Annotated in this window: 13 protein-coding genes; 7 read left to right on the plus strand and 6 right to left on the minus strand. The window is 65.1% G+C overall.

Features of this window, described 5'->3' with window-relative positions:
* Nucleotide 1: 1 nt before the first annotated feature.
* The gene (locus JQ627_RS21170) at nt 2–1,108 is read right to left on the minus strand and encodes a 5-(carboxyamino)imidazole ribonucleotide synthase (RefSeq protein ID WP_212486084.1); all 1,107 of its coding nucleotides are present in this window, start codon (nt 1,106–1,108) and stop codon (nt 2–4) included.
* On the minus strand, nt 1,105–1,593 hold the full coding sequence (gene purE, locus JQ627_RS21175) for a 5-(carboxyamino)imidazole ribonucleotide mutase (protein WP_212486085.1): 489 nt from the start codon (nt 1,591–1,593) through the stop codon (nt 1,105–1,107). Before purE ends, JQ627_RS21170 begins: the two co-directional genes overlap by 4 nt.
* A gap of 141 nt (nt 1,594–1,734) precedes the next feature.
* Here purE and JQ627_RS21180 point away from each other — a divergent pair, with 141 nt between their 5' ends.
* A complete protein-coding gene (locus JQ627_RS21180) occupies nt 1,735–2,448 on the plus strand; it encodes a GGDEF domain-containing protein (RefSeq protein WP_212486086.1) in 714 nt (237 codons plus the stop codon).
* A gap of 107 nt (nt 2,449–2,555) precedes the next feature.
* On the opposite strand, the gene JQ627_RS21185 is transcribed toward JQ627_RS21180, so the two are convergent.
* The 3 genes from JQ627_RS21185 to JQ627_RS21195 form a co-directional block, all read right to left on the minus strand.
* Entirely contained in the window at nt 2,556–2,807 is a 252-nt protein-coding gene (locus tag JQ627_RS21185) for a hypothetical protein (RefSeq protein WP_212486087.1), read from the minus strand.
* A 21-nt stretch (nt 2,808–2,828) separates the two neighbouring features.
* The gene (locus JQ627_RS21190; protein WP_212486088.1) at nt 2,829–3,047 is read right to left on the minus strand and encodes a hypothetical protein; all 219 of its coding nucleotides are present in this window, start codon (nt 3,045–3,047) and stop codon (nt 2,829–2,831) included.
* Between the two features lie 127 nt (nt 3,048–3,174).
* Nucleotides 3,175–3,381: a YdcH family protein gene (locus JQ627_RS21195; RefSeq protein WP_008546179.1), complete on the minus strand. Its 207-nt coding sequence runs from the start codon at nt 3,379–3,381 to the stop codon at nt 3,175–3,177.
* 329 nt (nt 3,382–3,710) lie between these two features.
* On the opposite strand from JQ627_RS21195, the gene JQ627_RS21200 reads away from it, so the two are divergent.
* Nucleotides 3,711–3,893: a YdcH family protein gene (locus JQ627_RS21200; RefSeq protein ID WP_008131172.1), complete on the plus strand. Its 183-nt coding sequence runs from the start codon at nt 3,711–3,713 to the stop codon at nt 3,891–3,893.
* A gap of 111 nt (nt 3,894–4,004) precedes the next feature.
* Here the strand turns inward: JQ627_RS21200 and JQ627_RS21205 are convergent, their stop codons facing one another.
* Entirely contained in the window at nt 4,005–5,108 is a 1,104-nt protein-coding gene (locus JQ627_RS21205) for an NAD(P)/FAD-dependent oxidoreductase (RefSeq protein ID WP_212486089.1), read from the minus strand.
* Between the two features lie 202 nt (nt 5,109–5,310).
* Here JQ627_RS21205 and JQ627_RS21210 point away from each other — a divergent pair, with 202 nt between their 5' ends.
* From JQ627_RS21210 to JQ627_RS21230, 5 genes are all read left to right on the plus strand, one after another.
* Complete coding sequence (locus tag JQ627_RS21210; protein ID WP_212486090.1) at nt 5,311–7,998, plus strand: EAL domain-containing protein; 2,688 nt, start codon at nt 5,311–5,313, stop codon at nt 7,996–7,998.
* 137 nt (nt 7,999–8,135) lie between these two features.
* Nucleotides 8,136–9,590, plus strand: a complete 1,455-nt coding sequence (locus JQ627_RS21215; protein ID WP_212486091.1) for a glycerol-3-phosphate dehydrogenase — start codon at nt 8,136–8,138, stop codon at nt 9,588–9,590.
* A gap of 75 nt (nt 9,591–9,665) precedes the next feature.
* Nucleotides 9,666–10,835 (plus strand): ABC transporter ATP-binding protein, encoded by a 1,170-nt coding sequence (locus JQ627_RS21220; protein ID WP_212486092.1) that lies wholly within the window; start codon nt 9,666–9,668, stop codon nt 10,833–10,835.
* Nucleotides 10,832–11,746 carry an ABC transporter permease gene (locus JQ627_RS21225; RefSeq protein ID WP_212486093.1) on the plus strand — a complete coding sequence of 305 codons (915 nt, stop codon included), beginning with the start codon at nt 10,832–10,834 and terminating at the stop codon, nt 11,744–11,746. Before JQ627_RS21220 ends, JQ627_RS21225 begins: the two co-directional genes overlap by 4 nt.
* A 4-nt stretch (nt 11,747–11,750) precedes the next feature.
* Nucleotides 11,751–12,563 (plus strand): ABC transporter permease, encoded by an 813-nt coding sequence (locus JQ627_RS21230; RefSeq protein WP_212486094.1) that lies wholly within the window; start codon nt 11,751–11,753, stop codon nt 12,561–12,563.
* Nucleotides 12,564–12,599: the final 36 nt, after the last annotated feature.

The raw sequence follows: 12,599 nt of genomic DNA on the forward strand, positions 1-12,599 counted from the left end.
GCTACTTGCCCTTCGTCGGCCTGACCTCGGTGACGTGGCCCATCTTGCGGCCGGGACGCGGCGTGCCCTTGCCGTAGATGTGCACGGTCGCGCCCGGGAGGGTCAGCCACTTCTCGTAATCGTTGATCTCGTCGCCGATCAAATTGGTCATGGTGACGATTTCGCCGTGGCGCACTGGCTTGCCGAGCGGCCAGCCGGCAATGGCGCGGATGTGTTGCTCGAACTGCGAGACCGAGGCGCCGTCGAGGGTCCAGTGCCCCGAATTGTGCACGCGCGGGGCGATCTCGTTGACCAGCACCTTCGGCCCGGTGCCGTTGGCGAGCACGAACATCTCGACCGCGAGCACGCCGACATAATCGAGCGCGCCGGCGATCTTGCCGGCGATGCTGCGGGCTTCCTCGGCCAGCGCGTCCGGGATCGGCGCGGGCGCGCGCGAGATCTTCAGAATGTGATCGCGGTGCTCGTTCTCGGTGACGTCGAAACATTCGACCTGGCCCGTGGCGGAGCGCGCGGCGATCACGGAGATCTCGCGTTCATACGGGATGAAGGCTTCGAGGATCGCCGATTTGGTGGCGAGACTGGTCCACACCTTGGCGATGTCGTCGCCCTCGCGGATGATGGCCTGGCCCTTGCCGTCATAGCCGAAGCGGCGGGTCTTCAGCACGGCCGGAAGGCCGATCCTGACAATCGCCTCGCGCAACGAAGCCACCGAGGTGACGTCGGCGTAAGCGGCCGTGCCGATGCCGAGCTTCGTGACGAAATCCTTCTCGGCGAGCCGGTCCTGCGTCGTCTCGAGGATCTTGCGGTTGGGCAGCACCGGGCGGCGCGCGTCGAGCACCATCGCGGCGGCGGACGGCACGTTCTCGAATTCGTAGGTGATGACGTCGACGTCGCCGGCGAACATCTCGAGCGCCTCGACGTCGGCATATTCGGCGCAGGTCGCGTTCAGCACGACGTCGAAGGCCGGCGAGTCCGGATCGGGCGAGAATACCTGGCAGCGCAGGCCGAGCCGCGCCGCAGCCATGGCCAGCATTCGCCCCAATTGTCCGCCGCCGAGGATTCCGATGGTGTCGCCGGGCTTCAGCTTCACCTGCTTTGCGTCAGTCACGCCTTGTCCTCCGGACGCTCGGCAACCGCCTCGGTTTGTGCCTTGCGCCAGGCGACGAGACGGTCGGACAGGGCCGGGTCGGACAATGCGAGCACCGAGGCTGCAAGCAGCGCCGCGTTGATCGCGCCGGCCTTGCCGATGGCGAGGGTGCCGACCGGGATGCCCGCGGGCATCTGCACGATCGAATAGAGCGAATCGATACCCTTGAGTGTCCGGGATTCGACGGGAACGCCGAACACCGGCAGTTCCGTCAGCGCCGCCGCCATGCCGGGCAGATGCGCAGCGCCACCTGCACCGGCGATGATGACCTTGTAGCCTGCCGCCTTGGCGCCCTTGGCGAATGCAAACAGCCGGTCGGGGGTGCGGTGTGCCGAAACGATGCGGGTCTCGGCGACAACGCCGAGCGCTGCGAGCGTGTCGGCGGCATGCCGCATCGTCTCCCAGTCCGACTGGCTTCCCATGATGATGGCGATCGGCGCGGTCATGACGTCAATTGTGCTCGGAAAACAGAAAGATAGGCCAGATTAACGGTTCCGGCCGGTGGCTCGCAAGGCGGTGGCAAGGAGAAGGGAATGCACTATCCTGTCTTGGTGAATCCCCGCAAGCCTTCATTGAGCAGGATGCCCATGAAGAAACCAAAAAGGGCGAACGCTGCGAAGGCCAAAAAGGGCCGGAAGACCAGCGCCAGCCGCTCCAGAGCCGCCCCCAAGGGGCTGGCAAAGCGCTCGGCCAGGCCGGCGCCGCGCGGAGCGTCGGCAGCCGACGCCACCAGGGCGACCATCCGTGGCCTGCGGAGCAAGCTCAAGGAGGCGGAGCGGCGGGTCGCGGAACTGGAAGCTGCGGCCGACACCGATTTCCTGCTCGAGATTCCGAACCGGCGCGGCTTCGAGCGCGAGCTCGCGCGCGCCATCGCCTACATGAAGCGCTACCGCGCCACCGGCGCGCTGATCGTACTCGACGTCGATCGCCTGAAGCCGATCAACGATTCCTTCGGCCATGCCGCCGGAGACGAGGTGCTGAAGGCGATCGCCGGCGCGCTGACGCGGCAGATCCGCGCCTCGGACGTCGTCGGCCGGCTTGGCGGCGACGAGTTCGCGCTGCTGCTCTGGAATCTCAGCGAGACCGACGCCAAGGCGAAGGCTGCGGCCTTCGAGCAGGCGATCGACGAATTGTCGTTTGCCTTTCGCGGTCAGCGCGTGAGCGCGGGCGCTTCCGCCGGTGTCGCGCTGCTGGGTGCGCAGTCCGATGCCGGCCGTGCGCTGGAGGAGGCTGATGCCGCCATGTATGTGCGCAAGGCACACCGGCGGCACGAGCCGCGGATCAGGCTGATCAGCAACTAGCGCATGATCCGGACCCGAAGGGCCGCGTTCGCGCAAACCGTGCAGCGGTTTTCCTGCGCGACAAACGCGGACAGCGTTGCGAGGAGATCGTGCTCGAGCAACAACCCTTACAGCGTGGCCAGATATTCCGGCACGTTGCCGAATTTGCGCAGCAGCGTGGCGTCGCCGAATTCGCCGGTCATGGGATCGCCGCTGCGGCTGAACGCAACCGCGCCGATATGGCCGGCACCGTGCGCCAGGATCTCGGCGCGCCGCAACGCGGCCGCCGAGCTCTGGCATTCCTCCGCGGCGCCCGCGACAGGCGATCCGTCGGCATCGATCAGGAAGGGCATTGCAACGTAGTAGGTCACATCCGACATGGCGTTGCTCCGATGTTGAACTCAGGCGGCGCTGCTGTTGCTCCGCAATTTGCTGCGCGCGGTCTCGGGAATGCAGCCGGCTGAAATCGCGGCCTGCAATTCTTCCAGCTCTGCTTCCAGGTATTCGTTGGCCATGATCAACGCCTTGATGGTGCTGCGCAGATTGCCGTCGCACATCGCGATCGCCTGGTCGCAGGCCTGTTCATAATGGCTGTTGTCGAGAAGGGCGGTTGTCGACATCTGCATTGTCCTCGGGTGTTTCGTGGGCGTTTCCTGGGGCGGTGGGATGTCCAAATGTTCCTATTTTGTTCTTTTCGAGTCAAGCGGATTCACATGCGGCGAGCCGCTGCGAAAAGGACCGTGCGGATCAGGCGATGATGTCCGGCGTGATCTGGTCTTCGATGAACGCGATACGGTCGCGCAACAACAGCTTGCGCTTCTTCAACCGCTGTAACCGCAACAGGTCGGGGGCAGGCGACTGATGCAGCGCGTCGATCGCGGCATCGAGATCTCGGTGTTCCTGCTGCAACCGGGTGAGCTCGGCTTCGAGCTCACGCTCGTCTTCATTGGTCATGTTTGCGGTGGCCGAAAACCCGATGGGCGTGAGATTCAAGGCTGTGGATGCCCTGTGGAAATTATCGTCCTTGCGCGCCGTGATCGCAAGCGATCTCGGGCCGCCGCTCACCGAACTCTCGCAAGATATTTCGACGATTCGCAGCGGTGTTGCGCAAGCACGTTGATATCATGGATTTTTCCAGCGTGGTTCCTTACTCACGCTTCGTTACATATGAATTTTCAAAAATGACACCGCGACGACGGATATTCATCGACAGAACGAATCGGTGATGTACACTTGCTCGTCCGGATCGAATCCAAGGTTTACCCCTACCGAGGAGGTTTCGAATGACAATTCAGGCACATCTGGTTGAATTGGAACGGAAGCACAAAACGCTCGAAAACGAATTGCACGAAGCTCTCGTGCACCTTTCAACAGACGACCTGCAAATTGTTGAGTTGAAGCGACGGAAGTTGATGGTCAAGGACCAGATCGAGCGTCTGAAGCACACCGGCGACACGCTCCACTAGTAACCCCCGTAACAGCGTCAAGTTGAACGTACCCTTTCACGCAGGGGTGAGAGCTGTTGCGCTCATCCCTGCCAGAAGGTGCGCACGCCGCGTGACATGTTTGCGCGGCGCCTAGATTTGCGCGAGCTCGGCGACGTGATCCGCGATCGCGAGCGATGACGTCAGCCCCGGCGATTCGATGCCGAACAGGTTGATCAGGCCTTCGACGCCGTGATCGCGCGGGCCCTGCATCAAGAAATCCTGCGTGGCCACCGCCGGCGGTACGATCTTCGGACGAATACCTGAATAGCTCGGCATCAGCGCGCCGTCGGGCAGCGTCGGCCAGTATTTCCGGATCGCCGGATAGAAGCGCTCGGCGCGTGATGGATCGACCTCGTAGTTGATCGTCTCGATCCACTCGACGTCGGGGCCGAAGCGTGCCTGCCCGGCCATGTCCAGCGTCAGGTGCACGCCGAGCCCACCTGGCTCGGGCACCGGATAGATCAGGTGCGAGAACGGCGCCTTGGCGTTGCAGCTGAAATAATTTCCCTTGGCGAGATAGGCCGGCGGAATCCGGTCAACCGGCATGCCGTCGATGTGTCGCGCCACATTCGTCGCCGAGAGCCCCGCGGCGTTGACGAGCAGGCCGCATTGCAGCGTCATCGGCGCTTCGCCGCCGGCCTCGATCTCGATCAAATCGCCGACCGCCTTGGCGCGGATCAGCGGGGTGTGAAACGCAAAGGCCGCGCCGGCTGCCTCGGCCTCGCCGCGCAGCGAGAGCATGTAGGCGTGGCTGTCGATGATGCCGGTCGATGGCGAGAGCAGCGCGGCATCGCAGGCGAGCGCCGGCTCCAGCGCGCGTGCGGCCTCGCCCGTGAGCAGCTGCATGTCGAGCACGCCATTGGCCTCGGCATGCGCCTTGATCGATTGCAGCTTCTCGGTCTCCTTGGCGCTGGTCGCGACGATCAGCTTGCCGCAGTTCTTGTGCGGGATGCCGCGCTCGCCGCAATAGCGGTACAGCGCATGCTTGCCGCTGACGCACATGCGCGCCATCCAGCTTCCGGCGCGGTAATAGATCCCGGCATGGATCACCTCGCTGTTGCGCGAGGAGGTGATGGTGCCGATGGCCTCGGCTTCCTCGAGCACGATCACCTCGCGCCCGGCCTGGGCGAGCTTTCGAGCCACCGCGAGCCCGACCACGCCGGCTCCGATGACGACGCAGTCGACCTTATCCATGGTTGTGCAAGCTGTCTGTTGAAATCAAGGGTGGTGTCGGGCCTGAGAGCGACGGCGCGGGGCCGTTTTCCATTAAGGAAGCATTTATCATGTCAGGGCAATTGCCGTATTTGGCGTCACATTTTTCTGTTGCGCGTACAGGCGTTTACCCGATCCAAACCCGCGAGGCCAGACAATCCGACGTTGAAATCGCGGGTGGCTGATGGCTGAGAAGAACTGGCACGTGGGCAGCACGCTTCCGATTGCTGTGCAGGCCGTCGTGTGCCTGGGCAGCGCGGTCGCGCCCGCGCGCGCCTTTGCGCTCTCGGACAGCTTCGCCCCGCCGAGCTATCTCGGCAAGCTCGATCCCAATTTGGTCTGGGAAGCCCTGATCGGCGGCATCGTCGTCTGTGCGTTCCTGGCCGCGATCGCGCTGTGGATCCATTCCTCGCTGCGCCGGACCAAGCGTTTGCAGTTGCGGCGCAACGCCTTCGTCTCCTCCGCCATGAACAATCTCAACCAGGGCGTGGTGATGACGGATGCACAGCGGCGCATCATCTTCTGCAACGACCGCTATCTCGAGATCTACGGCCTGACCCGTTCGGATCTGTGGACCGGCATGACCGGCTACGACATCCTCGAGCTGCGTCGCCAGCGCGGGGTCCTCGGCGGCGTCTCCGACGACGAATTCTACGAGAAGGCGGCGAGCCCCAACGGCCTGATCACCGAACTGCCTGATGGCCGCGCCATCCTGGTGAAATATTTCGTGTTGCCGAACGGCGGCTCGGTCGCGACGCATCTGGACGTCAGCGATCAGCGGAAGCTGTCACGGCAGCTCGCCTCCACCAAGCAATTCCTGGAAACCGTGCTCGACAACGTTCCGGCCTGCGTCGCCGCGAAGAACATCGAGGACGGCCGTTACATCTTCGCCAACAGCGCCTATGAACGGTTCTGGGGTTTCTCGCGCGACCACGTCGTCGGCAAGAATGCGCGTGAGCTGTTCGCGCCCATCTCGGCGGCCGGCATCGAGGCGGCCGATCGGGCGGCCCTGAATTCGCCGGACGGCCAGTTCCGCAATGAATTCGAGGTCGACCGCGGCGGTGAGAGGCGCATGGTTGCCTCGATGCGGATCGTGGTCCGCAACGAGAGCAACAAGCCCGAATTCCTGATGCTCGTGTTCGAGGATATCACCGACCGCCGCTCGCTCTCGCAGGAGCTGGAGAGCACCAAGAAGTTCCTCGAGCTCGTGGTCGACAACATTCCGGTGGCGCTGATCGTGGAGCAGGTCAAGGATGGCCGCTACCTGCTCGCCAATCGCAGCGCGGAGACGATCCTCAACCGCCGGCGCGAAGATGCCACGGGCCTGACCGCCTCCGACATCTTCAATCCCAAGGAAGCCAAGCTGATCATCGCGCGCGACGAGGCCGCGATCAAGAAGCGCGGGATGATCACCGAGGAGCACCCGATCTCCACCAAGGACGGCCTGCGGCTGTTCCTGACCCGGCGGGCGACCGTGCTCAGCGATGCCGGCGAGCCGCAATATCTGATCAAGACCCACGAAGACGTCACCGACCGCCGGCAGACCGAGTCGCGCATGGCGCATATGGCCTATCACGACGGCCTCACCGATTTGCCGAACCGCGCCGCCTTCCTTCAGGCGCTGACCCAGATGATCGAGGCCTGCGAAGGCACCAGCGAGGAGTTCGCCGTGCTCTGCGTCGACCTCGACGGCCTCAAGGAGGTCAACGACGTCTTCGGTCATGCGCTCGGCGACAAGCTCCTGATCGAGGTGGCCCAGCGGCTCCAGGATTCCGCGCGCGGCGGCGTGGTGGCGCGCCTGTCCGGCGACGAGTTCGGCCTGATCATCGACGGTAAGCAGCCGGAGGCGGGCCTTGCGCTGGCACAGCAGATCGGCGAGGCCGTTGCCCGGGAATTCCAGATCGACGGCCGGGCGGTTCGCGCGGGCGCCACCACCGGCATGTCGATCTTTCCGCATAATGGTGCCGACGGCGCGGCGCTGCTGGCCAATGCCGGCGCGGCGCTGTTCCGCGCCAAGCAGAAATCGCGCGGTACGATCAGCCTCTACCAGCCTGAGATGGACCAGCAGATCCGCGACCGCCGCGTGCTGCACCAGGACCTCTCGATGGCGATCAAGAACGGCGAGCTGTCGCTGGCCTTCCAGCCGCAGGGCATCGCGCGCCTCAGCGTCGCCGAGAGCGACATCATTGGCTTCGAGGCGCTGGCGCGCTGGCAGCATCCGGTCCGCGGCCAGGTCTCGCCGGCCGAATTCATCCCGATCGCCGAAGAGAGCGGCCTGATCGTCGAGATGGGCGAGTGGATCCTGCGCGAGGCATGCCGCGAGGCGGCGTCCTGGCCGAAGCCGCTCCAGGTCGCGGTCAACCTGTCGCCGGCGCAGTTCATGCACGGCGACGTGGTCGGGCTGGTCCATTCAATCCTGATCGAGACGGGCCTCGCACCCGGCCGGCTGGAGCTGGAAATCACCGAGGGCGTGCTGATCGAGGACTTTGATCGGGGTCTTGCACTGCTACGCCGGCTGAAGGCGCTCGGCGTGCGCATCTCCATGGACGATTTCGGCAGCGGTTATTCCTCGCTGAGCTATCTCCAGGCGTTCCCGTTCGACAAGATCAAGATCGACCGCGCCTTCATCATCAATCTCGGCCGCAATCCGCAATCGGCAGCCATCGTGCGCGCCGTGATCGATCTCGGCCACGGCCTCGAAATGTCAATCATCGCCGAGGGCGTCGAGACCCTCGATCAGCTCGCCTTCCTTGCCAAGGAGGGCTGCGACGGCGTGCAGGGCTACCTGCTCGGCAAGCCGCTGCCGATCGGGAAATATGCCGGCCTCGTCGGCCGCACCGAGACCATGGAGCTTGCGCTCAAGACCGGCTAGAGCGCTTTCGAGCCAAGTGGATACCGGTTCGCGTCAAGAAAACGCGTCAAAACAACAATCCAGAGCTTCGTTCCGATTTCATCGGAACGGAAATGGCTCTAGTGATGGCGGGCGCTCAGCTCCCATTCGACGGCCTCATGGCGGATTACGACCTTGCGATCATCGGCGGCGGCCTGAACGGTGTCAGCCTCGCCCGCGATGCCGCCGGCCGCGGCCTGCGTGTCATTCTGTTGGAGCAGGGCGATCTCGGCGGCGCGGCGTCATCCGCGACGCCGCGGCTGATCCATGGCGATCTGTCGGTGTTGGAACGCCGCGGTTTTTGGCGGGTGCGCCGGGCTTTGGCCGAGCGCCGGACCTGGCTTGCCATCGCGCCGCATCTGGTCCGGCCGATGCGTTTCGTGATCCCGGCCCATTCCGAGGAGCGTCCACCCTGGCTGCTGCGCGCCGGCTTGTACCTCTATGACAGCCTTACCAGTCGGAGCGGCCTGCCTGTCGCGACGACCCTCGACATCACGCACCATTCGGTCGGCAACGCGCTGAAGCGCCCGTTCGGCACGGCTTTCGAATATTCGGACTGCGTCGTCGATGATTCCCGCCTGGTGGTGCTGACGGCGCTGGATGCCGCCGAACGTGGCGCCGCGATCCGGACCGGGGCTCGCTGTGTCCGCGCCGATCGAACCGACACATGGCGCCTTGCAGTGGTCGATCGCGGCCATCGCGGCGCGATCACGGCCCGGGCGCTGGCCAATGCCACCGGCGGCTGGACGTCGATTGTCGCAGAGACCGTGCTGCGCCAGCCGCAGCCCACCATGGCGGCCATGCAAATGAGCCAGATTATCGTGCCCAGGCTGTTCGAGTCCGATAACGTCTACGTCTTCCAGAACAGCGATGGGCGGCTGATCTTCGCAAGCCCGTTCGAGCGGGAGTTCACGCTGATCGGCACGGTCACTCATGATTTCACAGGCGATCCCGCGATCGTGGCGATGCCTGGGACCGACGTCAGCTATCTCTGCGAGGCGGCCAGCCGCTATTTCCGCGAGCGTGTCGCGCCCACCGACGTGGTGCGCACGGTCTCCGGCGTCAACCTGACGCTGGCGCGGCGGCGCGACGGGACGACGCTGTTCCACGCGGGCCGGCGCAAGGCGCCGCTGATCACGATGTTCGGGGGCGACGTCACCACCTCTCGCCTGCGCGCGGAACGGGCGGTGACGCGGCTGACGCCGTTCTATCCGATGTCGCCGCGCTGGACCGCCGGCGCCGCGCTGCCCGGCGGGGACTTTGCCTGGGGTCGTTTCGACACCGAAGTCGACCTCGCGCGCGACCGCTGGCGCTTTCTCTCCGAGCCGCAGGCCCAGCGTCTGGTCGCGGCCTACGGCTCGCGGCTGCCCGCGGTGCTGGGTGATGCAAAGACGCGCGACGAACTCGGCCCCGCCTTCGGCCCCGAACTGACCGGCGCCGAAGTGCGCTATCTGATGACCCGCGAATGGGCGCGTTTTCCCGAGGATATTCTGTGGCGCCGTTCCAAGCTCGGCCTGACGATGCCGGCGGCTGAACGCGACGCGCTGGCGGCGTTCATGGCGAATGTGATGTGAGCGATCTTCCCCGAACCGGTTGAGCTAGGGACGATCGGCCGCTAGCGTGCGGCGGAATCGGGGTTGGCAGGGACCATGACGGACGAGTTGCCCAGAACAGACGCCGCGGCGGGTGCGGCCGGCGGAGATGCGCTTCCTGCGGGCCAGCCGCTACTGCGCATCGAGGGCGTCGCCAAGTCCTTTGGGACGTTCCGCGCCGTGGACGGCGTGTCGCTCGACATCAAGGCCGGCGAGTTTTTTGCGCTGCTTGGCCCGAGCGGCTGCGGCAAGACCACGCTTCTGCGCATGCTCGCCGGCTTCGAGGCGCCGGATGAGGGGCGCATCCTGCTCGGCGGCAAGGACATCGCGCAGGCGCTGCCGCATGAGCGCCCGATCAACATGATGTTCCAGAACTACGCGCTGTTCCCGCACCTCTCCGTGCGCGACAACATCGCGTTCGGCCTGAAGCGCGCCGGCTTGGCACGCGGCGACATCGCCGCGCGCGTGGCGGAGATGGTCGCGCTGGTGAAGCTCGAGGGGCTTGAGAAGCGCAAACCCGACCAGCTCTCCGGCGGTCAGCGTCAGCGCGTGGCGCTGGCGCGTGCATTGGCGCGCCGGCCGCAGCTCCTGCTGCTCGACGAGCCGCTCGCCGCGCTCGACAAGAAGCTGCGCGAGAGCACGCAGGGCGAGCTGATGGAGCTGCAGCGCCGGCTCGGCATGACCTTCATCATCGTCACCCACGACCAGGAGGAAGCGATGACGATGGCGAGCCGGATCGGCGTGATGAAGGCCGGCAGGCTCGCCCAGGTCGCGAGCCCCCGCGAGCTCTACGAGGCACCGCGCTCGCGCTGGATCGCGGAGTTCGTCGGCGACATCAATCTGTTCGACGCCGAGTCCAGATTGCGCGATGGTCATCGTCTGGTCATTGGCACGCGTGATGCGGGTACGCTGGTGGTGGCCGAGCCGCGCGAAGCGGTCGGCGCCGGAAAATTGTCGGTCGCGATTCGTCCTGAAAAGGTCAAGCTGTCGCGCCGCGCTCCGGTGAGCGAGGCTGGTCGTGAGACGGCGATCAACAGCCTGGACGGCGTGGTCGCCGACATCTGCTATCTGGGCGGCACCACCACCTACAAGGTGAAGCTCGATTCTGGCGGAATCCTGCAGGCTTCGGTCCCCAACAGCGCGCGCCTCGACGTCGACGCCTACAGCCTGAACCAGCACGTCGTCGCCTGGTTCACGCCTGATGATTGCGTGGTGCTGTCGTCATGAGCTCCCGCCGTATCTTCGCGCGGCCGGCGCGCTTTGCCGCGATCGTCCCCTATGTCTGGATGGTGCTGTTCTTCCTGGTGCCGTTCGGCTTCGTGCTCAAGATCAGCCTGTCGCAGACGGCGATCGCGCAGCCGCCTTACGAGCCGGTGTTCGACCTGATGGCGGGATGGGAGGTGCTGAAGGCCGCCTTTGCCGCGCTGTCGATCGACAATTTCAAGCTGCTTGCGTCCGACGACATCTATGTATTTGCCTATGTCCGCAGCCTCACCGTCGCCGTCACCGCGACTGCGCTGTTGCTCGTGATCGGCTATCCCATTGCCTATGGCATGGCGCGGTTGCCGAAACGCTGGCAGGCGGTGGCGATGGTGCTGGTGATCGTGCCGTTCTGGACCTCGTTCCTGATCCGCATCTACGCCTGGATCAACATCCTCCAGCATGACGGCCTGCTGAACCAGATCCTGCTGGCGCTGCATCTGGTCAGCCAGCCCGTGGTGTGGCTCTCGACCGACAGTGCGATGTATATCGGCATCGTCTATTCCTATCTGCCGTTCATGATCCTGCCGCTCTACGCCACGCTCGCGAAGATGGAGCCGATGCTCGAGGAGGCGGCCGGCGATCTCGGCGCGCCGCCCTGGCAGGTGTTCTGGCTCGTGACCTTTCCGCTGTCGCTGCCCGGCGTCGGGGCGGGCGTGCTGCTGTGCTTCATCCCCATCGTGGGCGAGTTCGTGATTCCGGACCTTCTGGCCGGCTCCAATTCGCTGATGATCGGCCAGACCCTGTGGCTCGAATTCTTCACCAACAAGGACTGGCCGGTCGCCTCCGCCGCGGCCATCGTGCTGCTGGTGGTGCTGCTGGTGCCGCTTCTGCTGTACGAACGGCTGCAGAAGCGGCAGCTGGAACAGGGGCGGTGAGGCGATGCGCAAGGTCTCCCGCCTGTCCCACTTCAACATCGCCTCGCTCGCATTGGGCCTGGCATTCCTCTATCTGCCGATCCTCATCCTCGTCATCTACTCCTTCAATGCCTCGCGGCTGGTCACGGTGTGGGGCGGCTGGTCGCTGCGCTGGTACCACGAGTTCTTCAATGACCGCGCCATGATCGAGGCGGCCTGGATGAGCCTGCGGGTCGCGGTCTCCTCCGCGACCATCGCGACGCTGCTCGGCACGCTCGCAGCCGTTGCGCTGTCGCGCGGCGAGCGTTTTCGCGGGCGCACGCTGTTCTCGGGCATGCTCTATGCCCCGCTGGTGATGCCGGAGGTGATCACTGGATTGTCGCTGCTGCTGTTGTTCGTCGCGCTCAACGCCGAGCGCGGCTTCTGGACGGTGACGATCGCGCATACCACGCTGACGATGTGCTTCGTCGCTGTCGTCGTGCAGTCCCGCCTCGGCTCGCTCGACCGTTCGCTGGAGGAGGCGGCGATGGACCTCGGCTGCAACCCGGTTCGCGCGTTCGTCGCCGTGACGCTACCGCTGATCGCGCCCGCGATCGTGGCGGGCTGGATGCTGGCCTTTACGCTCTCGCTCGACGATCTCGTGATCGCGAGTTTCACCACCGGCCCCGGCTCGGCGACGCTGCCGATCCGGATCTATTCGGAGGTGCGGCTTGGCGTGAAGCCCGAGATCAACGCGATCTGCACGCTGGTGATCGCCCTGATCGCGGTGGTCATCGTCATCGCCTCGCTTGCCTCGAAACTGTCGAGCTCGCAGGGCGAGAGTGCGGCGCCGCTGTAGGTCACGGCTGTCATTGCGAGGAGCACTTGCGACGAA

Source organism: Bradyrhizobium liaoningense, from assembly GCF_018130785.1.
Taxonomy (GTDB): domain Bacteria; phylum Pseudomonadota; class Alphaproteobacteria; order Rhizobiales; family Xanthobacteraceae; genus Bradyrhizobium; species Bradyrhizobium liaoningense_A.